The sequence below is a fragment of the Arthrobacter sp. TRD_SC_6 genome (genome assembly GCF_055361185.1).
In genome coordinates, this window is the sequence record NZ_CM143953.1 from 3,065,029 (window position 1) to 3,091,406 (window position 26,378).

Annotated in this window: 31 protein-coding genes, 1 other RNA gene and 1 riboswitch; of the genes, 19 read left to right on the top strand and 13 right to left on the bottom strand. The window is 62.6% G+C overall.

Annotated features, from left to right (window positions below; all coding sequences use genetic code 11):
* Window positions 1-5 precede the first annotated feature (5 nt).
* The 13 genes from aroA to ACWA1U_RS14595 all read left to right on the top strand — a co-directional run bounded on the left by aroA (window position 6) and on the right by ACWA1U_RS14595 (window position 11,629).
* Window positions 6-1,340 (top strand): 3-phosphoshikimate 1-carboxyvinyltransferase, encoded by a 1,335-nt coding sequence (gene aroA, locus ACWA1U_RS14535; protein WP_463722870.1) that lies wholly within the window; start codon window positions 6-8, stop codon window positions 1,338-1,340.
* The gene (gene rsgA, locus ACWA1U_RS14540; RefSeq protein ID WP_463722871.1) at window positions 1,337-2,458 is read left to right on the top strand and encodes a ribosome small subunit-dependent GTPase A; all 1,122 of its coding nucleotides are present in this window, start codon (window positions 1,337-1,339) and stop codon (window positions 2,456-2,458) included. Before aroA ends, rsgA begins: the two co-directional genes overlap by 4 nt.
* Before the next feature lie 160 nt (window positions 2,459-2,618).
* Window positions 2,619-2,822: a cold-shock protein gene (locus ACWA1U_RS14545; protein WP_026545912.1), complete on the top strand. Its 204-nt coding sequence runs from the start codon at window positions 2,619-2,621 to the stop codon at window positions 2,820-2,822.
* A gap of 208 nt (window positions 2,823-3,030) precedes the next feature.
* Window positions 3,031-3,843: a histidinol-phosphatase gene (gene hisN / locus ACWA1U_RS14550; protein WP_463722872.1), complete on the top strand. Its 813-nt coding sequence runs from the start codon at window positions 3,031-3,033 to the stop codon at window positions 3,841-3,843.
* 72 nt (window positions 3,844-3,915) lie between these two features.
* Window positions 3,916-4,030: riboswitch (SAM riboswitch) on the top strand.
* Window positions 4,031-4,075: 45 nt separating this feature from the next.
* Window positions 4,076-5,434 (top strand): aminotransferase class V-fold PLP-dependent enzyme, encoded by a 1,359-nt coding sequence (locus tag ACWA1U_RS14555; protein WP_463722873.1) that lies wholly within the window; start codon window positions 4,076-4,078, stop codon window positions 5,432-5,434.
* An 87-nt stretch (window positions 5,435-5,521) separates the two neighbouring features.
* A complete protein-coding gene (locus ACWA1U_RS14560; protein ID WP_463722874.1) occupies window positions 5,522-6,298 on the top strand; it encodes a class I SAM-dependent methyltransferase in 777 nt (258 codons plus the stop codon).
* A gap of 60 nt (window positions 6,299-6,358) precedes the next feature.
* Window positions 6,359-7,264: a metal ABC transporter solute-binding protein, Zn/Mn family gene (locus tag ACWA1U_RS14565; RefSeq protein WP_463722875.1), complete on the top strand. Its 906-nt coding sequence runs from the start codon at window positions 6,359-6,361 to the stop codon at window positions 7,262-7,264.
* A complete protein-coding gene (locus ACWA1U_RS14570; RefSeq protein ID WP_463722876.1) occupies window positions 7,261-8,040 on the top strand; it encodes a metal ABC transporter ATP-binding protein in 780 nt (259 codons plus the stop codon). The genes ACWA1U_RS14565 and ACWA1U_RS14570 overlap by 4 nt, the downstream gene beginning before the upstream one ends.
* A complete protein-coding gene (locus tag ACWA1U_RS14575) occupies window positions 8,040-8,912 on the top strand; it encodes a metal ABC transporter permease (protein WP_463722877.1) in 873 nt (290 codons plus the stop codon). The genes ACWA1U_RS14570 and ACWA1U_RS14575 overlap by 1 nt, the downstream gene beginning before the upstream one ends.
* 2 nt (window positions 8,913-8,914) lie before the next feature.
* Window positions 8,915-9,640, top strand: coding sequence for a metal-dependent transcriptional regulator (locus ACWA1U_RS14580; RefSeq protein WP_463722878.1), 726 nt, complete (start codon window positions 8,915-8,917; stop codon window positions 9,638-9,640).
* The gene (locus ACWA1U_RS14585; RefSeq protein WP_463722879.1) at window positions 9,637-10,038 is read left to right on the top strand and encodes a fluoride efflux transporter FluC; all 402 of its coding nucleotides are present in this window, start codon (window positions 9,637-9,639) and stop codon (window positions 10,036-10,038) included. Before ACWA1U_RS14580 ends, ACWA1U_RS14585 begins: the two co-directional genes overlap by 4 nt.
* A complete protein-coding gene (locus tag ACWA1U_RS14590) occupies window positions 10,035-10,436 on the top strand; it encodes a fluoride efflux transporter FluC (protein WP_463722880.1) in 402 nt (133 codons plus the stop codon). The genes ACWA1U_RS14585 and ACWA1U_RS14590 overlap by 4 nt, the downstream gene beginning before the upstream one ends.
* 92 nt (window positions 10,437-10,528) lie before the next feature.
* A complete protein-coding gene (locus tag ACWA1U_RS14595; protein ID WP_463722881.1) occupies window positions 10,529-11,629 on the top strand; it encodes a carboxylate-amine ligase in 1,101 nt (366 codons plus the stop codon).
* Between the two features lie 24 nt (window positions 11,630-11,653).
* On the opposite strand, the gene ACWA1U_RS14600 is transcribed toward ACWA1U_RS14595, so the two are convergent.
* From ACWA1U_RS14600 to ACWA1U_RS14660, 13 genes are all read right to left on the bottom strand, one after another.
* Window positions 11,654-13,354: a glycoside hydrolase family 13 protein gene (locus ACWA1U_RS14600; RefSeq protein WP_463722882.1), complete on the bottom strand. Its 1,701-nt coding sequence runs from the start codon at window positions 13,352-13,354 to the stop codon at window positions 11,654-11,656.
* Window positions 13,355-13,369: 15 nt separating this feature from the next.
* A complete protein-coding gene (locus tag ACWA1U_RS14605; RefSeq protein WP_463722883.1) occupies window positions 13,370-13,594 on the bottom strand; it encodes a hypothetical protein in 225 nt (74 codons plus the stop codon).
* A 129-nt stretch (window positions 13,595-13,723) separates the two neighbouring features.
* Window positions 13,724-14,092: a transfer-messenger RNA gene (ssrA, locus tag ACWA1U_RS14610) on the bottom strand.
* A gap of 107 nt (window positions 14,093-14,199) precedes the next feature.
* Window positions 14,200-14,574 carry a hypothetical protein gene (locus tag ACWA1U_RS14615; protein ID WP_463722884.1) on the bottom strand — a complete coding sequence of 125 codons (375 nt, stop codon included), beginning with the start codon at window positions 14,572-14,574 and terminating at the stop codon, window positions 14,200-14,202.
* Window positions 14,571-15,044 (bottom strand): SsrA-binding protein SmpB, encoded by a 474-nt coding sequence (gene smpB / locus ACWA1U_RS14620; protein ID WP_463722885.1) that lies wholly within the window; start codon window positions 15,042-15,044, stop codon window positions 14,571-14,573. Before smpB ends, ACWA1U_RS14615 begins: the two co-directional genes overlap by 4 nt.
* 86 nt (window positions 15,045-15,130) lie before the next feature.
* Window positions 15,131-16,729: a peptidoglycan DD-metalloendopeptidase family protein gene (locus tag ACWA1U_RS14625; RefSeq protein WP_463722886.1), complete on the bottom strand. Its 1,599-nt coding sequence runs from the start codon at window positions 16,727-16,729 to the stop codon at window positions 15,131-15,133.
* Between the two features lie 10 nt (window positions 16,730-16,739).
* Window positions 16,740-17,651, bottom strand: coding sequence for a permease-like cell division protein FtsX (gene ftsX / locus ACWA1U_RS14630; protein WP_463722887.1), 912 nt, complete (start codon window positions 17,649-17,651; stop codon window positions 16,740-16,742).
* Window positions 17,648-18,352, bottom strand: coding sequence for a cell division ATP-binding protein FtsE (gene ftsE / locus ACWA1U_RS14635; RefSeq protein ID WP_463722888.1), 705 nt, complete (start codon window positions 18,350-18,352; stop codon window positions 17,648-17,650). Before ftsE ends, ftsX begins: the two co-directional genes overlap by 4 nt.
* A 151-nt stretch (window positions 18,353-18,503) precedes the next feature.
* Window positions 18,504-19,619 (bottom strand): peptide chain release factor 2, encoded by a 1,116-nt coding sequence (gene prfB, locus ACWA1U_RS14640; protein WP_463722889.1) that lies wholly within the window; start codon window positions 19,617-19,619, stop codon window positions 18,504-18,506.
* A gap of 37 nt (window positions 19,620-19,656) precedes the next feature.
* Window positions 19,657-20,124, bottom strand: coding sequence for a pilus assembly protein TadG-related protein (locus tag ACWA1U_RS14645; RefSeq protein ID WP_463722890.1), 468 nt, complete (start codon window positions 20,122-20,124; stop codon window positions 19,657-19,659).
* A gap of 2 nt (window positions 20,125-20,126) precedes the next feature.
* A complete protein-coding gene (locus tag ACWA1U_RS14650; RefSeq protein WP_463722891.1) occupies window positions 20,127-20,615 on the bottom strand; it encodes a hypothetical protein in 489 nt (162 codons plus the stop codon).
* On the bottom strand, window positions 20,596-21,000 hold the full coding sequence (locus ACWA1U_RS14655; RefSeq protein WP_463722892.1) for a TadE/TadG family type IV pilus assembly protein: 405 nt from the start codon (window positions 20,998-21,000) through the stop codon (window positions 20,596-20,598). The genes ACWA1U_RS14650 and ACWA1U_RS14655 overlap by 20 nt, the downstream gene beginning before the upstream one ends.
* A gap of 5 nt (window positions 21,001-21,005) precedes the next feature.
* A complete protein-coding gene (locus ACWA1U_RS14660) occupies window positions 21,006-21,218 on the bottom strand; it encodes a hypothetical protein (RefSeq protein WP_463722893.1) in 213 nt (70 codons plus the stop codon).
* Between the two features lie 142 nt (window positions 21,219-21,360).
* Between ACWA1U_RS14660 and ACWA1U_RS14665 the strand changes: the two genes are divergently transcribed.
* The 6 genes from ACWA1U_RS14665 (at window position 21,361) to ACWA1U_RS14690 (ending at window position 26,243) form a co-directional block, all read left to right on the top strand.
* Window positions 21,361-22,758 (top strand): recombinase family protein, encoded by a 1,398-nt coding sequence (locus tag ACWA1U_RS14665; protein ID WP_463722894.1) that lies wholly within the window; start codon window positions 21,361-21,363, stop codon window positions 22,756-22,758.
* Window positions 22,755-23,147: a hypothetical protein gene (locus ACWA1U_RS14670; protein ID WP_463722895.1), complete on the top strand. Its 393-nt coding sequence runs from the start codon at window positions 22,755-22,757 to the stop codon at window positions 23,145-23,147. Before ACWA1U_RS14665 ends, ACWA1U_RS14670 begins: the two co-directional genes overlap by 4 nt.
* A gap of 308 nt (window positions 23,148-23,455) precedes the next feature.
* The gene (locus tag ACWA1U_RS14675; protein WP_463722896.1) at window positions 23,456-23,659 is read left to right on the top strand and encodes a hypothetical protein; all 204 of its coding nucleotides are present in this window, start codon (window positions 23,456-23,458) and stop codon (window positions 23,657-23,659) included.
* A 2-nt stretch (window positions 23,660-23,661) separates the two neighbouring features.
* Entirely contained in the window at window positions 23,662-24,534 is an 873-nt protein-coding gene (locus ACWA1U_RS14680; protein WP_463725057.1) for a helix-turn-helix domain-containing protein, read from the top strand.
* A 214-nt stretch (window positions 24,535-24,748) separates the two neighbouring features.
* Window positions 24,749-25,138 (top strand): WhiB family transcriptional regulator, encoded by a 390-nt coding sequence (locus tag ACWA1U_RS14685; RefSeq protein WP_463722897.1) that lies wholly within the window; start codon window positions 24,749-24,751, stop codon window positions 25,136-25,138.
* An 829-nt stretch (window positions 25,139-25,967) separates the two neighbouring features.
* On the top strand, window positions 25,968-26,243 hold the full coding sequence (locus tag ACWA1U_RS14690) for a hypothetical protein (protein ID WP_463722898.1): 276 nt from the start codon (window positions 25,968-25,970) through the stop codon (window positions 26,241-26,243).
* Window positions 26,244-26,378 lie beyond the last annotated feature (135 nt).

A 26,378-nucleotide genomic window follows, 5' to 3' on the forward strand; every position in this document is an offset into this window, starting at 1 on the left:
CCGGCATGAGTGCACCGTCCGCACCCTCTACAACGCAATTCTGGTCCGCACCGCATCCCGGCGGTCCTGTGGACGCCACCGTTGAGGTGCCGGGCTCGAAGTCGCTGACCAACCGCTACCTCATCCTGGCGGCACTGGCAGACGGCCCGAGCCGGCTCCGAGCGCCCCTGCACAGCCGGGACTCTCTCCTCATGGTGCAGGCGCTGAGCTCCCTCGGCGCAACCATCCAGGAAATCGACGGCGACGGCCCATTTGGCGCCGACCTCCTGGTCACACCTATTCCCGAGGGAGTTGCCGGGGATGCAACAGTGGATTGCGGGCTCGCAGGCACCGTGATGCGCTTTGTGCCCCCGGTAGCGGCGCTGCGCGCAGGGAACACCGCTTTCGACGGAGATGCACATGCGCGCCGCCGCCCCATGGGCGCTGTGATCAGCGCCCTGCGCGGCCTGGGGATGGAAGTGCACGACGACGGCGGCGCAGCGCTCCCCTTTACTGTTGCCGGCACTGGAACGGTACGGGGTGGAAGGCTCGTGATCGACGCAAGTGCTTCCTCACAATTCGTCTCCGCACTCCTCCTGGTCGGCGCCCGCTTCGCTGAGGGCCTGCACCTGGAGCACGTCGGCAAGCCTGTGCCCAGTCTGGACCACATCGCCATGACCATCCGGGTACTGCGTGAAGTCGGCGTCACCGTCGATGACTCTGTTCCAAATCACTGGCGGGTGGAACCCGGAAAGATCAATGCCTTCGACGTCCGCATCGAACCGGACCTTTCAAACGCCGGACCGTTCCTGGCCGCAGCACTTGCAACGGGAGGCACGGTACGCATCCCGCACTGGCCTTCCGGCACCACCCAGGTGGGCGAAAAGTGGCGGACCATCCTGCCCCGGCTCGGCGCCGTCGTCGACCTCACAACAGATTCCACGCTGGTGGTGCGTGGCGGTTCCCGGATCACGGGCGCTGACCTAGCGGACACCAGTGAACTAGCGCCTACCGTCGCTGCCATCTGCGCGCTGGCGCAGACGCCGTCCGTACTCACCGGCATCGCCCACCTTCGCGGACACGAAACAGATCGCCTCGCCGCCCTCGTCACCGAAATCAACCGGTTGGGCGGTGACGCGGAAGAGACCGTGGACGGACTGATCATCCGCCCGGCCGCCCTGCACGGCGGGCCGTTCCACAGCTACGAGGACCACAGGATGGCCACCGCAGGCGCCATCCTGGGCCTCGCTGTTCCCGGCGTCGAGGTGGAGAATATCGCTACGACTTCCAAGACCATGCCACAGTTTCCTGAACTGTGGCAGGCCCTGGTCGACACTGCCTATCAGTCTGGCGAGCAGTGACGCCAGCCGGATCGCGGCGCGGAACTTCGTCGTGGGACGAATCCGATGTCCGCATCAGGCCGAACAAGAAGGGTTCCCGCCCGCGCACGAAGGACCGCCCGGCGCATGATGACGCGGTGACTGGCCGCATCATCACCGTGGACCGCGGCCGGTACACCGCAGTCGTCGCTGAAGATACTGCCCAGGAAAGGGTGGTCATCGCCGCCCGGGCGCGCGAATTGCGCCGCTCCCCCGTTGCCGCCGGCGACCTCGTCGCGCTCGTGGGTGATGTCACCGGCGAGCCCGACACGCTGGCCAGGCTGGTCCGGATCCATGACCGGCATACGCTGCTGCGGCGCAGCGCGGATGACACCGACCCCGTTGAACGTGTGGTCGTGGCGAACGCAGACCAGCTCGTTGTGGTGGTCGCCGCTGCGAACCCCGAGCCGCGCACGGGCTTCATTGATCGCGCCCTGGTGGCAGCGTACGACGCCGGAATCCAGCCGCTGCTATGCGTCACCAAAGCGGACCTCAAGGATCCGGCGGAGCTCCTCGCCAACTACGAACACTTGGATCTTCCGATCATCACCAGTAGAACCACAGCCACCGACGTCGGTGTTCGAACCACCTCGGCCAGCGGAACCTCTGCCTTGCTCGCCCCCGAGGCGATCGAGCGTTTGAAGGGCCTCCTTGATGGCCAGGTCAGCGTGCTGCTCGGCCATTCCGGTGTCGGGAAGTCGACCTTGGTGAATGCACTCACTGGTTCCAACCGCGCAACCGGCGGCGTCAACGCGGTCACCGGGCGGGGACGCCACACGTCGTCGTCGGCCTATGCGCTGAAGGCGGACAACTCCGCTTCGGGAACCTGGATCATCGACACACCCGGCATACGCTCCTTCGGCCTGGCTCACGTGGTCCCGGACCGCATCCTCTCTGCGTTCCCGGACCTGGAACCCGGGACCGCGGACTGCGAGCGGGGATGCCGGCATGATGACACTGCGGTGAATTGCGGACTGGACCCGTGGGTGGCTTCAGGGGATGCAGGAGAGTCTGGTTCTGTTCGGCTGGCCTCATTGCGGCGGCTTCTGGGAGCCGGTTCCGAGCCAATTGCACAATCAAAGGAACTTGGAACCCACTAACCGCGAAGTGCTGTTAGACTGTTTTCAGTTGTTGTGTTGCGCACTAATTTTTAAGCCTTGATTTCTCTCCGGAGTTCGAAAGCTTTCTTGACAGGCGAACGGACACCGCGACAGGAACCCCGAAGTACGGGGGGATCCTCACACTCAAGGAATAACAAAAATGGCAACAGGTACAGTCAAGTGGTTTAACGCTGAAAAGGGCTTTGGATTCATCGCTCCTGACGACGGCGGCGCTGACGTTTTCGCTCACTTCTCCGCGATCAACTCGGGCGGCTTCCGCTCACTCGAGGAGAACCAGAAGGTCAGCTTCGAGACCACCCAGGGCCCTAAGGGTCCCCAGGCTGAGAACATCTCCGTTCTTTAATAGAGTCGTTCTCTAGGGACACCGTTCTCTAAAGCTTAGTTTCACCAGAAGAGCACCGGCCTCACGGCCGGTGCTCTTCTGTCGTTTGACCCCCCGGTCGTTCAACCCTCTGTGGCTTGGTGGTAAATCCCCGCTTCACCCAGTGAGCCAAGGCGCGCGGAGGAACGCCCGAACCTGCGCGTTCCAGGAACACTGACGCGATAGGTTGATGGGTATGAACCTCCAGAGCTACAACGATGACCTGCGCCTCGCCCACGTGATGGCGGACTCCGTGGATGATCAGACCATGTCCCGGTTCAAGGCGCTGGACCTGGCGGTCGAGACCAAACCGGACTTCACTCCTGTGACTGACGCAGACAAATCGGCGGAGGAAGCAATCCGCGGCCAGCTTTCCCGGGCGCGCCCACGTGACGCGGTGCTGGGCGAGGAATTCGGAAGCAGCGGCGCCGGCTCGCGCCGGTGGATTATCGATCCCATCGATGGCACTAAAAACTTTGTTCGAGGCGTTCCGGTGTGGGCTACCCTGATTGCCCTGGTGGATGAGGGCAGGCCAGTCGTCGGGGTAGTCAGCGCGCCGGCATTGGGCAAGCGCTGGTGGGCTGCCACCGGTACCGGCGCCTTCACAGGAAAATCCCTCGCCGCAGCGACGCGGTTGCGGGTATCGAACGTTTCGCGTTTGGCGGATGCATCGCTGTCTTTCTCCAGCCTGTCCGGGTGGAAGGAACGCGGAAACCTGGACGACTTCATGTCACTGTCGGAGTCGGTGTGGCGCACCCGCGCTTACGGCGACTTCTGGTCCTACTGCCTGGTCGCGGAAGGCGCCGTCGACATCGCTTGCGAGCCTGAGCTCAACCTCTACGACATGGCCGCTTTGGTTCCGATTGTTACGGAAGCCGGCGGGCGCTTCACCTCGTTGGAGGGTGCGGACGGACCGTTCGGCGGCAACGCCCTGGCCACCAACGGCACGCTCCATAACGAAGTTCTCAAACGGCTCAACCCGGCGCTGGATGACCTCCTGTGAAGACTGAGCGGGCGACAGGAACCCGTAACAAACAGCATTGAGTCACTGGGCTCCCTTTATGCTGGAGCCATTGGTCACGAGTGCCAGCGCGAAACCCCGGTTCGCTGGCCGGCAACCCTCCTTCTGCGGTGGGGTGCCCCGGGTGACGACCAGGCCGAACCAGAAAGTGGTTCGGCAAGCGCGGAACCTCCTCATGGCAGGTTCCATGAGACCACTGTGGGGTTTTACATCCATGACTAACGCAATACTTGACCTGGCCACCGCTCTTTCTGCCGGTCCGCTGGTTCCGGTCCTCGGCGGGGAACTTCAGGCTCCCTTGATTGACGGCAGCACAGCCCGCTACGTCAACCTCGACTACGCGGCCTCCACTCCCGCCCTGACGCAGGTGAACGACTACGTCCAGAGCGTGCTCCCGTACTATGCGAGTGTTCACCGCGGCGCCGGGTACGCCTCCCAGATTTCGACGTCCCTGTATGAGAACGCCCGGAAGATCGTCCGGGACTTCGTTGGCGGGCGTGATGATGACGCAGTCATCTTCACGCGGAACACCACCGACTCGCTGAATCTGCTGGCGGGTTGCCTTCCAGTGGACGGGGAAGTGCTTTACCTCGACCTGGAACACCACGCCAACCTGCTGCCCTGGCTGCAGCTTCCGCACCGAAGCGTGGTTGCGGCCGACACAGTGGCGCAGACTTTGGATCTCGTGAAGCGGGAGCTGGCCGAAGGGGGAATCAGCCTGCTGGCGATCACGGGTGCCTCGAACGTGACCGGGGAAATACTGCCCATCGCCGCCTTTGCTGAAGCCGCACATGCTCACGGAGCTCGAATCGTGGTCGATGCCGCCCAGCTCGCACCCCACCGCCGCCTCAATATAACCCGGGATGCCATCGACTACGTGGCCTTCTCCGGCCACAAGCTGTACGCCCCTTACGGCTCGGGCGTACTGGTCGGCAGGTCTGACTGGCTCGACGCCGGGGCGCCGCACCTTGCCGGCGGCGGTGCTGTTAAGTCGGTGCGGGTGGACTCCGTTTCCTGGACCACCGGACCGGCCCGCCACGAAGGTGGATCTCCGAATGTGGTAGGCGCCGCTGCACTGGCCAACGCCGCGCAGGTGCTTGCGACACTGGATGAATCCGGGTGGCAGAACCATGAAGCCGAATTGAGGGCGGCCCTCGTCGAGGGGCTCGACGGCTTTGAGGACGTCACAGTGCATCGTATTTTCACCGACAGCGCTGACGCCATCGGCGTCGTGAATTTTTCGGTGAACGGATACGACGCCGGCCTGGTGGCCGCCTATCTCTCGGCTGAACACGGCATCGGGTTGCGCGACGGAAAATTCTGCGCCCATCCACTCCTGAAGCGGCTTGGCCTGCCATCCGGATCGCTCCGCGCAAGCTTCGGCGTCGGATCCCGGCACGACGACGTCGACCGCCTCCTGCATGGGCTGCGGGCGCTGGTGGAGAACGGGCTTGGCGCCGATTACGTAGTGGATGCTGGCCGATGGGTACCCGCGGTAGAGACCCGCAGTTTCCCGGAGTGGGCTCCGCACACGCCCGGCACCGCGGGTGCCGCTCCCTGCACCACAGACTGAAGGTCCGCTCAAGGATGCGGATGGGTGCTTTAATTGTCGGGTTCCCCAACCTGTCCCCCATTCTCAGTCCATGCCAGGAGCAGCACCATGGTAGTTGGAGGCCCGCGCCTCGGTGAGCAGCGCCGTCGTGAGCTTGCGCAGGGTTACCTCCAGGACGGCGAGCGCTATGAGCGTGTGCGGCCGAGCTACCCGGATGCCTGCGTTGACTGGCTGCTACCAGACCCCGCAGAGCACGTCGTGGATGTCGGCGCGGGGACCGGCAAGTTTACTCGTCTGATACTCGAGCGCTGTGCAAAGGTGACTGCGGTCGATCCTTCCGAGGACATGCTCTCCGTACTGTCCTCGCATCTTCCCGATGTGCGGACGGTTGTCGGTACTGCGGAAAGCACCGGCCTGCCAAGCGGGAGCGCTGATGCCCTCACCATTGCGCAGGCATGGCACTGGTGTGATCCTGCGGAAGCTGGCAGGGAGGCTGCCCGGGTGCTCGTACCCGGCGGAGTCCTCGGGTTGGTGTGGAATCAACTTGATGTTTCGGTACCGTGGGTTCACCGGCTCTCACGGATCATGCATGCCGGGGACGTGTTCCGCCCGACGTACCGGCCGCGCCTGGGCATGGTGTTCGCCGAGCCTGTCGGGACCGTTCTTGCCTGGACGCAGAGCCTGTCCGCGGCCGACGTCGTCGAACTTGCCCGTTCGCGCAGTTACTACCAGCGCGCATCGGATCCAACCCGCGCGAAAGTTGAGCACAATCTCTCCTGGTACCTGCACGAGCACCTCGGGCATCCACCCGACGCAACACTGGAACTGCCCTACCTGACCTACTGCTGGCGGGCCGGGCGCCTGGAACGCCCTCACAACACCTGACCCTGATGGACTGCACGCACCGCCGTCGTCGGGGAGTGAATTTCCGCGTTATATTTAGGCATGCCTAAAAATTGGTTTACGGCAACCCTCATAGTGGGTCTTGCTCTCACGGGCTGTGGCGTCGCGCCCGCCGAACGAACGGCCGGCGAGGATCCGCGGCCCGTGGTGTTGACCACTTTCACAGTGCTCGCCGACCTTACGCGGACGGTGGCCGGAGATCATGTCCGCGTTGAGTCCATCACTAAGGTCGGCACCGAGATCCATGGGTATGAGCCCACGCCATCGGACCTCGTCCGCGCCCAGAACGCTGACCTCATCCTCGATAACGGGCTCGGCCTCGAGCGGTGGTTCGAGCGGTTCCTGCTCTCGGTGGATGCACCCCGGAAGGTCCTTTCCGTTGGAGTGGAACCCGTGGACATCAGGTCCGGCAACTACTCCGGGCTCGCCAATCCGCACGCCTGGATGTCCCCGGCCGCCGCACAGGTTTATGTGGACAACATCATTACTGCCCTTTCGGAGCTTGAGCCCGGTCACGCTGCAGAGTTCGCCGCGAATGGTGCTGCCCTCAAGCAGGAGTTGCGCTCACTCCTGAAGGAACTGAAGGCAGCCTTTTCCGACAGGTCTGCCACCCCGGCGCTCGTCACCTGCGAGGGTGCTTTCTCCTACCTCGCACGCGACGCCGGCCTCAAGGAAGCCTTCATCTGGCCAGTGAACTCGGACAATGAGGGCACACCACGCCAGATCAAAGACGTCATCGCCTTCGTCGAGGAACACGAGGTGCCCACGGTGTTCTGCGAGTCGACGGTCAATGCTTCTGCACAGCAGCAGGTCGCGAACGCCACCGGCACCAGGCTTGCCGGCCCGCTGTATGTTGACTCGCTCTCCGAGGCGGACGGGCCTGTGCCCACTTTTGTGGACCTGTTGCGCCATGACATCGACCTGATTATCGAAGGGCTCGCGCCATGAGTACCCCTGTCCCCCGTGACGTTGCCGCCGCTCTCTGCGTGGAGCATCTGAGCGTCCACTACGACGGCGTCATCGCACTGGATTCCGTTCACTTCACCCTTGAGAGGGGCCAGGTCTGCGCGCTCGTCGGCGTCAACGGGTCCGGCAAGTCCACCCTCTTCAAGTCTCTGATGGGCTTGGTCGCCCCGCAGAGCGGCTCGGTGCAGTTGTTCGGACGCTCCCACCGGGCAGCGCGCAAGGAGAAGCTCGTGGCCTACGTGCCGCAGGCTGAGGACGTGGACTGGAACTTCCCGGTGTCTGTGGGCGATGTCGTCCTCATGGGGCGTTATGCGCATATGGGTTCAGCCCGCCGCGCGTCCCGCACCGACCGCACCGCCGTGGACCACGCACTTGGCCGGGTGGGCCTCACAGAACTTCGCGACCGCCAGATCGGCGAACTGTCAGGAGGACAGAAGAAACGTGCATTCGTGGCGCGTGGGATCGCCCAGGACGCACAGCTCCTGCTGCTGGACGAGCCCTTCGCAGGCGTCGATAAGGCAAGTGAAGCCACTCTTGTCGAGCTGCTGCGCGAGCTGAAGGAGGAAGGCCGGACGGTTCTCATCTCAACACATGACCTCGCTGGGATCCCCCAGTTCTGTGACCGTGCCATCCTCCTGCATCACCGCATCCTCGCCGAAGGGATCCCAACTGAGGTGCTCACTCATGAGAATCTGGCGCGCGCTTTCGGCACTGCCGGGCCCGCCGCCGTCGTACCTTCGCCCGGATTGGAAGCCTGATGGACCTGGCGAGCTTCTTCCTCGAACCGTTGCAGTATGGGTTTCTCACCCGGGCGCTCATCGTCACGGTGGCGGCAGCCGTCGTCGCCTCCGTGCTGTCCTGCTGGCTTATCCTCATGGGCTGGTCACTGATGGGTGATGCGGTGTCGCACGCGGTACTTCCGGGTGTGGCACTCGCCTACATTGCCGGCGTTCCGTTTTCCATCGGGGCTTTCGTCTTCGGTGCGGGCGCTGTAGCCCTCATCGGCGTGGTCAAGTCGACCACCAAGCTGAAATCCGACACCGTCATCGGCGTGGTGTTCACTGCCCTTTTCGCTGTTGGACTGGCGATCGTCTCCCGGACTCCCTCGCAGGTGGACCTCATGCACATTCTGTTCGGAAACGTCCTCGGTGTCACCGACGGCGAGCTGTGGCAGGTGGTTGTTCTCGGTGCCCTGACGCTGGCAATTGTCATCTACAAACGCCGGGACCTCACCCTGTTCGCCTTCGACCGGACCCATGCGCATGTCATTGGGCTCAACACGAAGTTCCTGAGCGCGCTGCTCTTGGGACTTTTGGCACTCAGCGTTGTGGTCGGGCTACAAGCGGTCGGTATCATCCTGGTTGTGGCAATGCTCATCACGCCTGGCGCCACCGCCTTCCTGCTCACCCGCAGTTTCGACCACATGCTGGTGGTAGCAGCCACCATCACGGCCGCAGCCTCCGTAGGCGGGATTTACGCCAGCTACTACCTGGACATCTCCACTGGAGCGGCGGTGGTCCTCGCGCAGGCGCTCGTCTTCACCGCGGTCTACCTTGGCGCGCCACGCACAGGCCAGTTCGCCCAGTATGCCCGACGCCGGCGCACAGCCAGCACAGCGAAGCAGGCGTGAGCATGGCCGCCAAAGCCGCAGCACTCGGAACCGATTCAGTGAGCGTCCAGGACTACGTCAAAACCATCTACGCGCTCTCCGAGTGGCACGACGCCCCCGTAACTTCTTCGCGCCTGGCCGCACGGCTGTCCGTCGCGAACTCCTCGGTCTCAGAGATGATCCGCAAACTCTCCGACCTGGGGCTGGTTGACTACGAGCCATACCGCCCGGTGGGACTGACACCCGCTGGTCGGCGCCTCGCCCTTTCGATGGTTCGCAGGCACAGGCTGCTCGAAACCTTCCTGGTCCGGGAACTCGGCTATCTGTGGGACGAGGTCCACGACGAGGCGGAGCTGCTCGAACACACAGTGTCCGACACCTTCATCGACCGGCTGGACGCGAAACTCGGATTTCCTGAGGTGGATCCGCACGGCGATCCGATTCCCACCGCCGCGGGCACCATTACGCTTCCGGATGCACTTCCCCTGGATCGCCTCGACCAAGGCCATGCCGGCCGGGTTGCGCGCATCAGTGACGAGAATCCGAGCCTCCTCCGCTTCCTGGCCGGCGAGCACATTGGCATTGGCTCGCCCGTGACAGTCCTGCAGCGCAAACCGTTCGGCGGGCCTCTCCAGGCGCGGGTGGACATTGGTCACGGCTCGCGTGAAATCGACTTCGGCGACGAGCTCACCGGCGCGATCTGGGTTGAGTCCGTAGGCGAACACCCGGGCTGCAGCCTCACCTCATGACCAACCCTGCATCCTCTTCTGCGACGCCCCTCGGCTGGCAGGTCTGGGCCGCCGTCGCTGTGGGCGCGTTCCTCGGTACGCAGGCCCGCTATCTGCTGGGCCTGGCAGTCCCTGAGGAATCCGGAGCGTTCCCGTGGACGACATTCGCGATCAACATCATCGGAAGCCTGCTCCTCGGGGTACTCACAGGATACGCAGGCGTCCGGGACACGCTGCCGCGTTGGGTGCAGGCGGGTCTCGGCCCGGGCACACTCGGTTCGTTCACCACGTTCTCGGCGGTGACGCTCGTAGGAGTGACGGAGCCTGCACTCATGATTCCCTACCTCGGCCTCTCGCTCCTGGTTGGCCTGGCCATGGCCGCGGCTGGTTTGGCTATCGGCAGGCGGAGCGCCGCATGATCACCGCACTGCTCGTTGGCCTCGGCGGTGTTGCGGGCGCTTTGGCGCGTTTTGCGCTGGACGCGGCCGTTGCAACAGTTGAGGCACGACGACGGCGAGGTGCGTCCGTGCCAGCGACCTCCTTCCCATTCGGAACCATGGTGGTCAACACCGTAGGCTCCCTGATCATCGGGTTCGTCTGGGGATCGCTACAGGAATCCCGCATCGAGGGTGTTTGGTACGCAGTGTGGGCCACAGGTCTCGCGGGCGGCCTGACCACCTTCAGCACGCTCAGTGTCGCTGCGGTCGCGTTATGGCAGGGCAAGCGGCCGGCCGCCGCCGTCGTGCACGTTGGAGGCAACCTGATGCTGGGACTCGCGGCAGCCTGGGTGGGCGTGGCCATGTCAAATCTCCTGTGACGCCCGTTTGCCCTGTGCGTCACTCACTTCCCGCAGGCAAACCGGACATGTCTACACTGGAGCCGACCGGACTGCCTTGGAAAGGCGCTTATATGACAACGCTGGGAATTGAAGAAGAGTACCTTCTGCTCCATCCGGAGACCGGGCTGCCCGTCTTTAACGCCGCGGAGGTGCAGGAAATCCTCGAGGCTGGCGGATCGGTCACACGCGAGGATATCCAACGGGAGTTGCTGAGCTGCCAGATCGAGACAGCAACGCCGGTGTGCGAGACGCTCACCGAAGCCGAGGAGTCACTGCTGAACTTCAGGCGCCAACTGAGCGCGGCGGCACGGAAGTCAGGCGTGCGCGCCAGCGGTTCCGCGACGGCGCCCCGCATCGAAGAAGGCTACCCCCAGCTGACGGACAAGCAGCGTTACCACGAGCTGAAGTCCAGCGCCCGGGGAATCGTGGCGGACCAATTCGTGAACGGACTACACGTTCACGTGGGAATTCCCGATAAGGAGACCGGCGTGCAGGCGCTGAACCGGATCCGGACGTGGCTTCCCATCATTACCGCGCTGAGCAGCAATTCGCCCTTTTGGCTTGATCGCGACAGCGGATTCGCAAGTTGGCGCACGGTCCACTATCGGCGCTGGCCGGTTCAAGGGTGTCCCCCGATCTTCCAGGACGCTGCCGAATATGAGAGGCGGATCCAACGCCTCGTCGACACTGGCGTGATCATCGACCGTGGCGTGCTCACCTGGGTAGCCCGACTGTCCGACCACTACCCCACCCTCGAGGTCCGCACAGCCGACGCGCAGCTCGAGGCACAGGACTCTGTCCTGCTGGCAGGACTCATCAGGGGAATCGTGACCACCGCCGTCAGGGAGGCTCAGGACGGCATGCCCTACCCGGACCCGGACCCCGAATTGCTCGACGCCGCGCAGTGGCAGGCCGCGCGGCGTGGCCTGACCGACGTCGTCGTCAATCCGATCACCGGGAAGCTGGTTCCCGCGAGGGAACAACTGGACCGGCTCTTGGAGCACATCGGCCGCGCCTTGGATGAAACGGGTGACTCCCAGTGGATACAGGCAGGGCTGAGGACGGTATGGGAACGGGGGACGGGCGCCGTCCGCCAGCGAAGGGCGATGGAGCGCAGCGGTGTAGCGGGTCTGATGGACCTTTACACCGAAGCCATGATTGCTGAACGCTAAACGGACTTCTTGCGCGCCTGTTGCTCAGTCGAGCGCGCGTACGCGGACCTCCCACGGCCTCAACTGTGCCGATCCTGAGTCTGAGTAGTTCGCGAGCACCAACTCGCCCCCGCGAAGCGCTTCCGGCAGCTCGAGCAGTTCGCCTGAAACGTTTCCGTACACAAGGATGGAGCGGCCGCTGAACGATCTGGTGAACGCGTAGAGGGTTGGGTGATCCTCCTCCAGCATGGAGAATTCGCCCAGCCGCACCACCTCGTCCTCGTGTCGAAGCTGAATCAGCTCCTGGTAGAAACGGAACACGGAGCGTTCCGTCGCGCGGTCCGCTTCCACGTTGAGCGTCGAGTAGTTGGGATTGACTGGGATCCAGGGTGTACCGGTAGTGAATCCAGCGTGCGGCGTGCCATTCCACTGAACGGGCGTACGTGCGTTATCCCTGCTCATCCTTCGCAGGCCTTTCAGCACCTCCGATGGGTTCTGGGCCAGGGACCCGGTCGCTTCGTAGTAGTGATTGATGGACTCAAGGTCCCGGAAATCGTCGATGGAGGTGAAGGGCGCGTTGGTCATGCCGATCTCCTCACCCTGGTAGATGAAGGGGGTGCCCCTGTGGAGGTGGAGGATGGCCGCCCATAGGGTGGCTGATTCGTAGCGGTAGGCGGTGTCGTCGCCGAACCGCGAGACGAGGCGCGGCTGGTCGTGATTGTTGAGGTAGAGACTGTTCCAGCCGGTTGCCGCCAATCCCTTCTGCCAACGGTTCCACGATGTTTTGAGCTCAAGGAGGTCCAGCTCCCTGTGATCCCATTTGCCCCCGGGGCCGTGGTCCAGGCCGACATGCTCAAACTGGAAAACCATATCCACCTCGCCCCGTGCCGGGTCGGTAAAAAGTTTCGCCTCGTCGATCGTCACGCCGGGCATCTCGCCCACGGTAATGAGCTGGGCGTCACGACCAGCAAAGACTTCCCTGTGCATCTCCTGCAGGTAGTCGTGGACGCGGGGACCCGAGATGAAGCTCGGCGAACCATCGCCCCAGAGCCTCCCTGGGGGCACTGAACCATCGGGCAGGGACGGATCCTTCGAGATGTAGTTGATGACATCCATCCTGAAGCCGTCGACGCCGCGATCCAGCCACCAGGACATCATCTCGTAAACGGCGGTCCGGACGGCAGGATTCTCCCAGTTCAGGTCCGGCTGCTCTGGAGCAAACAGGTGCAGGTAGTATTCCCTGGTTTCTGGATCGAGCGTCCAGCTTGGCCCGCTGAAAGCAGCGCCCCAATTGGTCGGCTCGGCACCCCTCTCCCCCGGACTGAACCCTTCCTTCGGAGGCCGCCACCAGTACCAATCCCGTTTCGAACTATCGACCGAGGAAGCTGATTCAATAAACCAGGGGTGCTCGCTCGAGGTGTGATTCACCACCAAGTCCATGACAAGCTTCATTCCGCGGTCATGGACTGCCGTGAGAAGCTCGTCTAACTGCTCAAGCGTCCCGAAGGTGGCGTCGACATCGCGGTAGTCGCTGATGTCGTAACCGTTGTCGTGCTGCGGCGAGGCGTAGATAGGCGACAGCCAAAGTACATCGACGCCCAGCTCCATCAGATGGTCGAGCTTCCCGATGATCCCGCCGAGGTCACCGACGCCATCACCGTTGGAGTCAGCAAAGCTGCGTGGGTAGATCTGGTAGACGACGGCGCCGGTCCACCATGCCGGTTCCGCCTCGGTGTTCTCGCTCATCGCGGGGTCCTTTCCTCAGCGGCCCTCATTGCGCCTCGTCAGCCCGATAATCAGACAGACCAGCCCAACCGCGAGAGGCAGCAGCGTGTAAAGGGTGTGTGTGCCGCCCAGGTAGCTCATGATGAAAATGTAGATGAAGGTTCCAATGACCAGCAGCAGGCCAAATCGCATCAGCGCCCGGCCCCGATGCGGAGGTGGGAGCGGTGGTAACCACGACGGCCGATCATTCATCCAGCTCACCTGTTAAGCCTACTGGCTTAGGTCCCGCGCCGAGCGGAGCGAGGTGTGGGGGCCGGCAGGCGCTACCGGCTTAGGTCCCGCGCCGCGCGGGTTAACGCAAACACCCCCGGCTACTGCCGGGGGCGTTCGATGTGGAGATGGCGGGAATTGAACCCGCGTCCGATGCAGTTTAGTCAGGGCTTCTCCGGGCGCAGTTTGCGTTGGAGTTTCTCGGCCCCAGCCATCATGCAAACGAGTGGCTGATCCGGGCCCAGTTGCATAAGAGTCCCCTTGGTTCCTGCAACGAGAACCAAGAGCAGTGGCCCTCTAAATGACGCCAGTATCCGGGTCGAGAGCGTACCCGGGCTGACGGACTAGCTCGGCTGCTTAGGCAGCGAGAGCGAAGTCAGTGCGTTTTTGTTCGGCACTTGTTGTTTACAGAGAGCGTTTACGAGATAACCCTGTATCCTCGGCCCGCTTCACCTGTCGCAACTAACATCGTCGAAACCTGTCATCCCCATATGTAGTTGTCAACCAACTGTTTACTACCCGAATTTCTCCGGGACACCTATTCTAACGCAGACTCGCTGCGGATCATTCCTTTGGAGCTGTCCTTGGATCCGCGGTCAGAAACCGATTCCAAAAATGACGATCTGGGATTGCCACAGCGTCAGGACCACGAAGGACACTGTGACGAACGCGAGGCCGAGCGCGGCCAACGCAGTTGTGGCGGCCTGCTTGCGCTGGAAGCTCCACCAGAACACGGCTATGTTCATGAGCACGAGCAGCGGGGATACCCAGACAATGAGCTGCGCGAAGTACACATAAATGAGGAAAAGGAAGGGAATCAGCGCGAGTATTCCAGCTGGGACCATGGCGAACAGCAGCAGGAGATTGATGATCGCCCCTACGGTGACCCACCACGGCCGCTTGGTCTTGAACTCCGATTCCTCGACGTCGTCGTCGGCGGCATCCTGTGCGTCCCAGAAAACGTCGCTCATGCGCCGAGGTTTCTTTCCCGCATGGCGCGCAGTGCCTCGCGGCCGTCCTGCTGTTCGCGGAGGGTCTGCCGTTTGTCATATTCCCGCTTGCCGCGCGCAATGCCTATTTCAACCTTGGCCCGCCCGTTCAGGAAGTACAGCTGCAAAGGCACAATGGTGAATCCGCTTTCACGGATCTTGTGCGAGATTTTGGTGAGCTCCTCACGGTGCAACAGCAGCTTACGACGACGGCGTGCGGCATGGTTTGTCCAGCTGCCTTGCGAATACTCGGGTATGTGAATACCTTCGAGCCACAGTTCGTCGTTGTAAAAGATCGCGAAGCCGTCTACCAGCGACGCCCGCCCGGCGCGAAGGGACTTCACCTCAGTCCCCTGGAGAGAGAGTCCTGCTTCATAGGTGTCCAGCACCTGGTAGTCGTGCCGGGCCTTCCGATTGGTGGCCACTACCTTACGGCCACTTTCCTTGGGCACGGTCAACTCCTTCAGTAACGCCAGCCTGGTGTCCTCTGTGTACGCCTGGCATGAATCTTGGACGTACCCAGTCTACGGCGTCGCGCCTAGAGGATACCCATCGGGTCAACCAGGCTGCCGTTAAGTACCGTCTCGAAGTGCAGGTGGCATCCGGTCGAGTTGCCCGTTGTTCCGGTGTAACCGATGAGTTGGCCTGCACTTACTTTTTGTCCCGGTGCAACGGTGAAATTTGACAGGTGATAGAAGTTCGTCGCCAGCGCGTTCCCGCCGATAACGCCGTGGTTCATCACGATGCGGTTTCCGGCACCAGGCAGGACGTTGGAATCGGCGAACCAGATCTCGCCGGCGGCCGGCGCGTAGAGGGGGGTGCCGCAAGCCACCCCGTAGTCAATGCCGGTGTGGGTGTACCCCCCGGTTCCGTTGAAATCGATGGTGCCGATCGGCGTCGGGCGCCAGCCGAAACCGGAGGTGATGGGACCGTTAACGGGAGCACGCAAACCAAAAGCCGAGGGGCTGGATGCAGGGGGCGCAACTATTACGGGAGCCACCAGCTCGGGAACGACTGGCGGCGGTACTACTACCGGTGCTGGCACTACTACCGGCGCCGGTTTGGGGCGGTTCGCTGCTGCTGCTGCCGCCGCGGCACGCCGGTTGGCCTCCGCAGCTTCCGCCGCCGCGATGCGGTTAGCCTCCGCAGCTGCCGCCGCGATGCGGTTAGCCTCTGCTGCTGCAGCCGCTCGACGCTCGTTCTCGATTCGCGCCCGCTCCTCGGCTTCCGCCTTGAGTCTGGCTTCCTCTCGCTTTCGTGCCTCTTCGATCAATATCCGCTGGCGCTCAGCTATATCGTCCACGACCTGCTGATGGGCCTGCTCGACCTTCGCCAGCTTCGCTTCGATGACGGGCTTTTGCTCCCGTAACTTCTCAGAAAGCTTCGACGTGTCCGAAATCAGCTTGTCTACCTTCGCCTTCTCAGCTGCAGCCTCATCACGCGCGGTCTGTTCAGCAGCGAGCGCTTCGTCGGCTTGCGCCTTGAGGTCCCGGATTTCCTCCTCGACCGCCGTCAACCGCGCCTGCGAGTTCACGTTGGTGGCACTTTGCTGGCTCAGGCGCTCGAGCGCCGCATTCTGGCTGCGAAGCGCCTGGTCAACGAGTTCCATGGAGGCAAAGCCGTCGGAACCTTCGCTGCCGAGCATCAGGGAGAGGCTGGTCGGAACACCGCCGCTCTTGTACGCCTGGGTAGCGATCTGGCCAATCACCTCTTTGGTCTTCACCATCTCAGCTTCGTCCTGCTTGAGCTGCTCTGTGATCTTGTTCTTCGTCTCCTGGGCGAGCTGGACTCTCTGAGCCAGCGCGTTCACTTCAGCGACCGCTGCCTCAACCCGGCCCTCGGCATCAGCAAGGGACTGCTGCGCACCGGGAAGCTGGCCCTGATAGACCTTCAGCTGGGCGATGGTCTCGGAGATGTCAGCGTCGAGATACTCAATGGACTCTTGGACCTCGGTGATTTCCTGCTCAAGGGCGGACTTCTCATTGTCCAGCTCATCGGCAAAGACTGGCCCACTCAAGGTCATGGTGAGGGCGGCTACAGTAGCCAGCGATACTCCCGCCAGCGCCTTGGCGACGCCGGGACGACGAAAAGAAAGGAGGTGTGCGGAGGCAAAGCTCCGCGTGCTTGGGTTTCTCACAGTTCCCACCCTAAACCTTCAAGTAGCGTCTGAGGGTTAATAGCGAGGACACACCCGCGAGCAGAGCTCCAAGCAGGAAGAGCCCGGGTACCACGAGGAACAATTGGTCGGTGGAGATAAAGCCCATTTGTGGGTACTCGCGCGAGAGCCATTCACCGCCGTAACGAAGCACCGCCCACAGCGTCCCGGAGGCGATTGCCGCCCCAAGAATCGCAGCGATGACTCCCTCCAAAACAAAGGGCAGCTGAATGATCGCCTTGCTTGCACCCACAAGCCGCATGATCCCCGTTTCCCTCCGCCTGCTGAAGGCCGAGAGGCGGATTGTGGTGGCGATCAGAAGGATCGCACCGATACTCATGACGATGGCGATGCCCAGGGCAACGAGCGACGCTATGTTGATATAGCCAAAAATCTCTTCAAGGAACTCGCGCTGGTCGCTGACCACATCGACGCCAGGCTGTGAAGAGAAAGCTTCACTGATTACTTCGTACTTCTCCGGGTCCACCAAACCCACCCTGAAGGATTCAGGCAATTGCTCGGCGGTTACTGCATCCACTATCGGCGAGTTCGCCAGCTGTTCCCGGAAGTGAGCCAGCGCCTGGTCCTGCGACTCGTATTCCACGGTTTTGACATAGGCGGCGAGTTCGGGTGAGTTCAGCTTTGTTTCGATTGCCGCACGCTGCTCATCCGTTACTGGCCCGGCTGCGCAACTTTCAGCGGTCGAGTTGTCGACACAAAGGAACACCGCCACCTGCACACGGTCATACCAGAACCCCTTCATCTGGTTGATCTGCAGTTGCAGCAGCCCGGCCGAACCAACAAACGTCAGGGAGATGAAGGTAACCAGGACTACTGAGACGACCATTACGAGGTTACGTCGCATACCTGAGGCGATTTCGCCAAGAACGAATGCGAACCTCATCCGGCAGCCGCCGTCGTCGTTCCGATGTAGATACCCTGGGCGTCGTCACGCACGATCGAACCGTCCCTCAACTCAACGACGCGCTTGCGCATGGTATTGACGATGTCGTCATCGTGGGTCGCCATGACGACGGTAGTTCCGTTCTGGTTAATCCTGTCAAGGATCCTCATGATGCCCATGGAGGTTGTTGGATCGAGGTTACCCGTGGGCTCATCGGCCAGGAGGATGCCCGGCCTGTTGACTATCGCGCGGGCTATGGCCACGCGCTGCTGCTCGCCGCCGGAAAGCTCATGGGGCATGCGGTTGTTCTTGCCTTCGAGACCCACCGTCTTGAGGACTTCGGGAACGGTTTCGCGGATCACGGCACGGCTCTTGCCGATGACCTGCATGGCGAACGCGACGTTGGCGAACACAGATTTGTTCGGCAGCAGACGGAAGTCCTGGAAGACCACCCCGATGCCGCGGCGTAGCTTCGGTACGCGCCAGCTCGGAATATTCGCGACGTTCTGGCCTGCCACGTATACTGCCCCGCGGGTAGCCCGGTCTTCCTTCATCACAAGTCGGATAAACGTGGACTTCCCGGACCCCGAGGCGCCGACCAGGAACACGAACTCGCCGCGGTCAACCTCGAGGCTGACGCCGTCGAGAGCGGGTTTCGATTTTTGATCGTAGATTTTGGTGACGTGCTCGAATCTGATCATGACTTCTCTGCGCCCAGTATCGCTGCCAGTGGACGGGCTCTGGGTGGGGGAAGGGAGCACCGGCTCCTTGACTATAGGCAGCTGCTTCGCGTATTGGCGGTCAACTTACCGGTGTGTCGCGCAAACCTGGCGGGCAAGCGAACGCCCAGGATCAGTTTTCACTGTTGCGGGTGTTGGCCCGCCAGCGGATTCCCGCGTCGATGAAATCGTCTATCTCTCCATCAAAGACTGCAGAGGTGTTGCCGACTTCATGCTCCGTACGCAGATCCTTCACCATCTGGTAAGGGTTGAGCACGTAGGAGCGCATCTGGTCGCCCCAGGAAGCTTTCACATCACCGGCATGGGCCTTCTTCTCGGCGTCTTCCTGCTCTCTCTTGAGCAGCAGGAGCCGCGATTGCAGCACCCGAAGTGCAGCGGCTCGGTTCTGAATCTGTGACTTCTCGTTCTGCATCGATACAACGGTGCCGGTGGGTATGTGAGTCAAGCGGACCGCGGAATCAGTGGTGTTGACCGACTGCCCGCCGGGCCCGGACGACCGGAAGACGTCCACGCGGATCTCGTTGTCAGGAATCTCTATCGAATCTGTCTGTTCGATGAGCGGGATGACTTCGACTGCGGCGAAAGAGGTTTGGCGCCGCCCCTGGTTGTCGAAGGGGCTGATGCGCACCAGGCGGTGGGTGCCGGCCTCAACGGAGAGGGTTCCGAACGCGTAGGGGGCCTTGACCTCGAACGTTGCCGATTTGAGCCCTGCTTCTTCGGCGTAGGAAGTGTCCAGCACCTGGGTGGGATAGCCGCGGCGCTCCGCCCAGCGGAGGTACATACGCAGGAGCATTTCGGCGAAGTCTGCCGCGTCCACTCCCCCGGCCCCGGACCGGATGCTGACCACGGCCTCTCTCTCGTCCCATTCACCGGCAAGCAGGGTAACGACTTCCAGCTCGTCGAGCGCCTTGCCCAGCGACTTGAGTTCCTTCACTGACTCCGTGCGTGAATCTTCGTCGTCTTCGTCGGCAGCAAGTTCCACGAGGACCTCGAGGTCGTCGATGCGGGAGGTAAGGGTCTCCAGCCGCTCAAGGGCTGATTGCCTGTGCGACAGCTGGGAGGTGATTTGCTGCGCTGCCGCGGGGTCATCCCACAGGTTCGGCACGCCAGCCTGCTCACTGAGTTCGGCGATATCCGCCCGTATTCCTTCGACGTCCGATACTGCTTCAATGGACTCATATTTGGCTCGAAGCGCGCGGATCTCTGCGGAAAAATCAATGTCTGCCATGGTTGTTCAAGACTACGTCATGCGTTCTCGCGCGACTTCATCGCCTGAGATCAGCGCGGGCGTCCGCGGCGGCAACGATGGGGATTCCGGCGGGCACCAGAAAGTTCACAATCGGCGGGTGCACGACGGCGGTGAGCACCACCCGCGCAGTGCGCGGCTCAGGCGCGCCGGTTGCAGGGTCGAGGTCCAGCTCGTTGAAACGGGCCTCCGCCCCTGATCGCTCGAGGTACCCGGCGGCAGCGCTTGCGACCGACTGCGAGTCCAGCGCCGGAGCGGGCTCGCCTTCTCCGGAGCCCTCCCCGATCGCGATGCCGGCAACGCCGAACGTATCTGCCGCGGAGAGCGCCGCGCCATCGGCGACAGAGAGCAACTTCTTGTGCTCGATATAGACAGCGGAGACTGCCATGACCACCGCGGCGACGAGCAGTGAGAGAAGCATGTAGCCGATGACCATTATGGTGATCTGGCCAGCTTCGCCGTCGGCACGCTGCAACTGCGTGGCCATTTTCATCCGAAACGTTCCACCAGTTGGGTTGCACTGGAGTCAACCGTGGCTGCGGAGGTATTGAGTCCGGGCATTGACGGAATGAGCGGCAACGGGACCTTCAGCTCCACGGCGACGCTGACACTCGACCCTGGCTCCAGGCAGGTACCCCCGCAGGTGATTTGAACAGTCATGGCGTCCGGTGGGAAGCCGAAGTCGGTAACTGCGAGTAGGGCGGCCTGTTCGGCGCGGGTGTGGGCCTGCTCGGGCGAATCCGAGTCCACGAAGACCTTGGCGGCTTGATCCGCCGCGCCCACCACTGCGAACGCGCCACCCTGCAGCTGACCCACTGTCAGAACCAGGTAGATCACCGGTACCAGCAGGAGGAGACCGAGGAAAGTGAACTCGAGAACTGCGTTGCCGTCGTCGTCGTTCTCCGAAGTTTCCAGGGTGACCCTGTCGAGAAGCCGCGTGAGCAACGCCGGGTGCCCGCTACGAAGGTAACGCTGCATGCCCGGTCACCTCCATTGTTCCTGCAGGGCCAATGAGCCCGATCACCGGCAGCGGGGCCCTCACTGTTACCTGGAGAACCATGACGCCGCCCTGGTTCACTTCTGTGACCGAGACATCCTGGGCGTACTCGCCGCTGATTGCGCCGGAGATCAACATGCTGGTGCGCTCTGCCGCGTCCCCGGGCGTGCGGTCAGCCAGCGTTCCATAGCGTGCCCCCGAGGATGCGGCGTCCACCAGGGTATTGCGCACGTGCAGCACGAGGCTTAGCTGCACGATCGCGATGAAGATGACCGTGAGAAGTCCTCCGACCAGCGCGAAGTCGACGGTCGCGGCCCCGCGATCGCCCTGGAGTGCAGCAACGCTGCCCACCCGGCGGATACGCACGGCCTTTACGGGCTGACGCGATCGATGGCCTCATTGAAGAGGCCCTCAAGCGCTGGCCCTGCGAGCGCGAGCAGAGCGGCAACGAGCACTGCCGACATCAGCGTGATCATCACCCAACCCGGTACGTCGCCGCGTTCGGCATCGTCCTTGGTGTAGGTGTGCCGAGCGCCGATGTGCACGACGGCGGCGATGTAACAAGCGGTGAGGCGGTGACGCATGCTGTATTCCTGCTTTCTTTGGGGGATTTTCCTGGCTAGAGTCCGAGGTCGATCAGGGCGATGCCCGGGTAGACAGCGAATAGGACAGTCAGTGGGAGTACGCCGAACACAACCGGTAACACTATCGAGTTAGTATCTTTCCATGAGAGCCGGAATCTACGCCCGAATCAGCCAAGACGCTGACGGCACCGCCCTGGGAGTTCAGCGCCAGATTGACGACTGCACCAAGGAAGCCACACGTCGCGGTTGGGAAGTCGTTGAGCGCTACGTAGACAATGATGTCTCTGCGACGAGAAGTAAAGCCCGCCCGCAGTACACCCAAATGATCGACGCGGTGACCGCTGGAGTTTTGGAAGCACTCATCGTGTGGGACGTGGACCGGCTCACCCGCACCCCTCGCGAGCTAGAGGACATCATCGACCTAGCCGACCGGTACAAGCTCCAGTTGGCGAACGTCGGCGGCGACATCGACCTTTCAACACCGCAGGGACGAATGACCGCCCGGATCAAGGGCAGCGTGGCCCGACATGAAACCGATCAGCAGTCCCGGCGTCTGAAGCGCAAGTTCGAGGACAAGGCGCTGAAGGGCGAACCCCACGGATTCACGCCGTACGGCTTCCAGCGTGTCCGTGACGACAGCGGGGCAGTCCGAGATACCAAACACGCGGAGCACGCACCCATCGTCGCAGAGGCCGCTCAGCGGTTCCTCGCGGGTGAATCTCTGCGAGGCATCTGCCAGGACTTCAACGCCCGGGGCATCCACGGTCCACGCGCGGCGACGTGGAACAGCACGGTTCTACGTCAGATCCTCCAGCGAGCGACGAACGCCGGTCTGCGCTCTCATCGCGGGGTCGTCGTCGGCCCCGCGAACGTGGAGCCAATCTACGACGAGGACACGCATCACCAGTTGAAGGCGATGTTCGATGATCCGGTGCGGAAAAACAGCTACGTCGGGAACACGCCCGTTCACTTGCTCTCCAGCATCGCGCTCTGTGGGCTGTGCGGGTCCACCATGCGGCGCCTGCGCGGGATCATCCAGCCAAAGACTGGGAAGCAGCAGCCGCCCGCCTATAGCTGCAAGTCTTGTTTCAAGATCCGCAGGAAGCAGTCACTCGTTGATGACGTCGTGGTCGAGCACGTTCTAGCTCGTCTGGAGCAGCCGGACGCGCTGGCGGCTATTGCAGCGGGAGACCCAGGACGGGCGAAAGCAGCGGAGGATCAGGCGCGGGCGCTGGAGGCTCGGCTTGCGACTGCTGCCGATCAGTTCGCAGACGGAATCATCGACGGCACGCAACTGGCCCGGATCAGCGGGAAGCTACGGCCCCAGATCGAGGACGCACGGCGCGTTGTGTCGCAGTCGCTCCCCCACTCCAGCCTCGCCGGGTTGATGGGTCATGGCGCCGCCGAACGTTGGGAGGCCGCACCGATGGAGATCCGGCGCCAAATCGTACAGGCGCTCATGACCGTGACCATTCTCCCGGCCGGCATCGGCAAGGGACGCGACCCCGAACTCATCCGCATCGACTGGAGGACACCATGAGCGACGAGAAGCAGGTCACGGTGGTCTGTGCTGATCCCGGCCATGAAGGCAGGACAGCACGGCTGACAACCTACCGAGGCCTTCCAGGCGATGACGGCGCCATAACCTGGAGCGCACTGAAGAACCGCTCACGCTCGACCGATCCGCGACGGAATCAGGAAAGCGGCCGCAACGATTGGGCGCTATCCGACGAAGCCGCTAGCCAGTCGCAGCACCACTCTCCTGATCTGCCGGAAAGGTACAAACCGACCATCTTCAAGTGCGGTCTGTGCGGCGTCACCTGCACAGCTACAGACGCTGCACGACTCGACGCGGTGCTGACGACGTTCTTTCAACATGGCGTGAAGGAAATACCGTTGACGGCTTTTCGCAGCGCTTATAGTAGGTAACACCTAGAGCAATCTAGCTTTGAGACGGTCCGGCTCCGTACCCGACCACACAGGCCTCGTGACACAGGCACGATTTATCGTGCCTGGAGGCTCAAAGTGTCATCGTCTTGGACCCATGAACGCGCTCGTATCGCGTCCCTCTCCCGCAGTCGTGAACCTAACGATCCCGATCTAGCCGACGCTCGGCAAAAGCTCAAAGCCGCACGCCTCGAAGCCTACGTTCGGAAGAGCCTTGCTGAAGCCCCTTCCCTGACCGACGATCAACGAAACCGGATCGCCGCGCTGCTTCGCACTGGTGGCGATGTGCGATGACTACGACACAAGAAAGCCGCCCTGGACGGGAACCCAAAGCGGCCGTAAATCTTGATACCAACACGAGCGTAGCAGCACACAAGGCCAAGATCAGAGACCTCGCGCGGCAATCCGCTGCGTCGGCCCCTCCGCTCACCGAGAACCAACGGCGTCTGCTCGCCTCTGCGCTGGGCAGTCCGCGTGGCGGTGGTTCGTCGTGAGCATGATCTCGGCTGATGACTGGACGGAATGGGCGCTCTCTGTCCCCATCCCTCGTCAAGCAGCCAACATCGGTAAGAGCAGCACACGCCTCGTACTCATCGCCCTAGCCATGAACGCTGACGCGGAGGGCTATGCCTACCCCTCCGCGCAAACTCTCGCGGACAAGATCGAGGGCATGAGCCGGTGGGATGTTCGGAATGGGCTGGAGGTCCTGGAATCGGCTGGCGTGATCGCTCGCGCGGGGAAGATTGGGCGCGCGGTCCGCTGGCGGCTGAACGTGTCCGATATGGCGGTATATCCCGCCACTTCCAATTCCAACAATGTGGCGGGATATACCGCCTCTCATGTGGCGGGGAATGTGGCGGGGAACCTGGCGGGGAACCTGGCGGTAAATACCGCCACTAACAGAACTGAACTGAACGGAACCCCCTCCCTACCTCCCCAGCCGGATCGAACCGTCAGCCGTTCGACGTCTGCGCGACGGGATGGGGAGGAAGATCTGATCCTTCAAGATCTGGCATCCCGAAACCTTGACGTGGATGAATCGCGCGCCGTGCTGGAGTACGCCCGCAGCGACCCGCAGACGGTCGCACCGCGCAGACGACTCCAGCAACCGGCGTATCTCGCACAGTGCAGGCAGGCCGTCAAAGCTGCTCGTGCCAGGACGTACGACGCCGGGGCGAAGTGCGCGGATCATCCGACGGAGATCGCTGAGAACTGCCGATCCTGCAAAGCGGACGTGAAGTGCGGGCAACGGGATCTCCGGTTCATCGGCAAACACCAGCCTCAGTGCTCGGTCTGTCTCGATCCCCTGGTCAACTACCCGAACGGCGCCACAACCTGTCACGGCCACGCTGAGGCGGTATCGGCATGAGCGAGCAGCCTCTATTCGAGCGCCCAGAACGAGATCCCACAGACCTCGGCCTCATCCCGCCGCAACCCGACCCCGCGCCGCATCACTGCGACAACGGATGGCTAGGCGAGAACCAGGACGGCAACCTCATTCCCTGCCTGCGCTGCAAACCGCATCTGCGTCTCGACCGCGACGGATGGAAAGTCACGAAACCCCTACCCGAGAAGGAGCGCCGATGACCCCGGCCATGAGAACCCCACACTCCCCGAGCGTAATCCGGCTCCCTACCGGAGGCATCGAAAAGAGGTCCACCCGAGGCATCTATGACACGAGGGTAGGACCCAACGCACTGACCCCTCCCAGGGCCGAGGCGTACACCGCCCTCATGCGGGCTGTGGCCTCAACCGCTGAACAGGTGCCGTGCCTGACCAAACCGGATCTCGACTGGCTGTCGGATGACGACGATGACGACGCCAACGCAGCGGCACGAGCTTGCGCGGGTTGCCCTGCCTTCGTTGAGTGCGCTGCCTACGCTCAGGCGCACCGTCAGGACTCCGGCGTGTGGGGCGGTAAGACACTCAGCGAACGACGTCGAAGCCAGCGCCGGAAGGGTGACACACCATGAGTGACGAACACGAGGACAGCGAGCGCGTCGAGCAGGAACCTACGTCGCCGCCATCACCGAGACTCGATCACGCCGAACCGATGCAGGGAGGCGACGGACGAGACGACGAACAACGGACAACGGGCGCTCCGACCGACGAGGCGAAAGACACCGAACGTGCGAGATCCCAGCAGAACCCACAGACGCCTCACCAGCGGGCTAACACCGTCCCAGCCGGTCAATCACCCACGAAACGGAAACGCTCGCGGGAGATGTCAAGACCGCGACGACACCGGATAGACCCTGTCGGGGGTAAGGGAGTCAAGATCCTGGAGACAAACACTGCTCCGGGTCGCGACGGTCCAAAGGAGGCTGGTTGCACAATACGGGGACTCCCTCTCGAATCTGCACCTGAAGGTGACTCCCCGAAGGTTAGCCGGGTCTGCGGATACGAGCTTTGCAGCACCCCCCTGGTGGGGATGGACAGGCGGGCGGTCTATTGCAGCCGACAGCACAAGGAAGCCGCGAAGCAAGCTCGTGACCTCCAGAAGGTCGAGCGCACGCAGCGGTCCGGTGTCTGCTCGGTCTGCGGTGCTCTCGTGCCTGTGGAAGCTCGGCACGGGGCGCTCCCGAAGTACTGCCCACGGCATCACCCGAAGCAACCATGCAGGGGTTGCGGGAAGATCCTGCGCCATTACGCGGTCTCCCAGTTCTGCCGTGGCTGCCAGCCGCTTCCGCAGCTACCCGGACAGGTGTGGACGTGCCTCTGTGATGAGTGCGGCGAGATCTTCGAAGCACCACCCGGAACCCGACTCTGTGACCAACACTCGAACAACTCAAAGGATGAACGATGAACGACTTCCAGCCGACCCGCACCCACTTCGCCACTGCCCGCGACGCCGTGGCACTGGCCCGTCTCATCAACTCCGGTGATGAGGAAGCCGCCACTGAGATGATCGGCGCCCTGATGAAAGATCCCGCGTCGATCCCGCTCGTGCTGTCGAGCCTGTCGTGGATGGTCGGTCAGGCGTTGACGGCGCCGCCGCAGACGCCGCCTGCGATCTTTTTCGAGGCAATCCAAGAGTCGCTTGTGGATAACCACCCTGGAAGCGCTGGGATGGGTTAATCTTGGAGCACCGGATCATCCGGCGCTCCATTCGAGGCCCACGCAGGCCTCCGAGGCTCGCACGCCTCTGGAACCCGCCAGACCACACCCGGTGTTCCAACTGAATAGACCGCGTAGAGCGCGCACCTAACCGCA

Coding starts and splice junctions, on each gene's coding strand:
- aroA (WP_463722870.1), top strand. CDS start 6: ATGAGTGCACCGTCCGCACCCTCTACAACGCAATTCTGGTCCGCACCG.
- ACWA1U_RS14600 (WP_463722882.1), bottom strand. CDS start 13,354: ATGAGCGAGAACACCGAGGCGGAACCGGCATGGTGGACCGGCGCCGTC.
- ACWA1U_RS14690 (WP_463722898.1), top strand. CDS start 25,968: ATGAACGACTTCCAGCCGACCCGCACCCACTTCGCCACTGCCCGCGAC.
- ACWA1U_RS14680 (WP_463725057.1), top strand. CDS start 23,662: ATGATCTCGGCTGATGACTGGACGGAATGGGCGCTCTCTGTCCCCATC.
- prfB (WP_463722889.1), bottom strand. CDS start 19,619: ATGGCAGACATTGATTTTTCCGCAGAGATCCGCGCGCTTCGAGCCAAA.
- ACWA1U_RS14575 (WP_463722877.1), top strand. CDS start 8,040: ATGGACCTGGCGAGCTTCTTCCTCGAACCGTTGCAGTATGGGTTTCTC.
- ACWA1U_RS14585 (WP_463722879.1), top strand. CDS start 9,637: ATGACCAACCCTGCATCCTCTTCTGCGACGCCCCTCGGCTGGCAGGTC.
- ACWA1U_RS14660 (WP_463722893.1), bottom strand. CDS start 21,218: ATGCGTCACCGCCTCACCGCTTGTTACATCGCCGCCGTCGTGCACATC.
- ACWA1U_RS14615 (WP_463722884.1), bottom strand. CDS start 14,574: ATGAGCGACGTTTTCTGGGACGCACAGGATGCCGCCGACGACGACGTC.
- ftsE (WP_463722888.1), bottom strand. CDS start 18,352: ATGATCAGATTCGAGCACGTCACCAAAATCTACGATCAAAAATCGAAA.
- hisN (WP_463722872.1), top strand. CDS start 3,031: ATGGGTATGAACCTCCAGAGCTACAACGATGACCTGCGCCTCGCCCAC.
- ACWA1U_RS14650 (WP_463722891.1), bottom strand. CDS start 20,615: ATGCAGCGTTACCTTCGTAGCGGGCACCCGGCGTTGCTCACGCGGCTT.
- ACWA1U_RS14675 (WP_463722896.1), top strand. CDS start 23,456: ATGACTACGACACAAGAAAGCCGCCCTGGACGGGAACCCAAAGCGGCC.
- ACWA1U_RS14560 (WP_463722874.1), top strand. CDS start 5,522: ATGGTAGTTGGAGGCCCGCGCCTCGGTGAGCAGCGCCGTCGTGAGCTT.
- ACWA1U_RS14645 (WP_463722890.1), bottom strand. CDS start 20,124: ATGGCCACGCAGTTGCAGCGTGCCGACGGCGAAGCTGGCCAGATCACC.
- ftsX (WP_463722887.1), bottom strand. CDS start 17,651: ATGAGGTTCGCATTCGTTCTTGGCGAAATCGCCTCAGGTATGCGACGT.
- ACWA1U_RS14580 (WP_463722878.1), top strand. CDS start 8,915: ATGGCCGCCAAAGCCGCAGCACTCGGAACCGATTCAGTGAGCGTCCAG.
- ACWA1U_RS14565 (WP_463722875.1), top strand. CDS start 6,359: ATGCCTAAAAATTGGTTTACGGCAACCCTCATAGTGGGTCTTGCTCTC.
- ACWA1U_RS14665 (WP_463722894.1), top strand. CDS start 21,361: ATGAGAGCCGGAATCTACGCCCGAATCAGCCAAGACGCTGACGGCACC.
- ACWA1U_RS14685 (WP_463722897.1), top strand. CDS start 24,749: ATGACCCCGGCCATGAGAACCCCACACTCCCCGAGCGTAATCCGGCTC.
- ACWA1U_RS14555 (WP_463722873.1), top strand. CDS start 4,076: ATGACTAACGCAATACTTGACCTGGCCACCGCTCTTTCTGCCGGTCCG.
- ACWA1U_RS14595 (WP_463722881.1), top strand. CDS start 10,529: ATGACAACGCTGGGAATTGAAGAAGAGTACCTTCTGCTCCATCCGGAG.
- ACWA1U_RS14670 (WP_463722895.1), top strand. CDS start 22,755: ATGAGCGACGAGAAGCAGGTCACGGTGGTCTGTGCTGATCCCGGCCAT.
- ACWA1U_RS14570 (WP_463722876.1), top strand. CDS start 7,261: ATGAGTACCCCTGTCCCCCGTGACGTTGCCGCCGCTCTCTGCGTGGAG.
- ACWA1U_RS14545 (WP_026545912.1), top strand. CDS start 2,619: ATGGCAACAGGTACAGTCAAGTGGTTTAACGCTGAAAAGGGCTTTGGA.
- ACWA1U_RS14590 (WP_463722880.1), top strand. CDS start 10,035: ATGATCACCGCACTGCTCGTTGGCCTCGGCGGTGTTGCGGGCGCTTTG.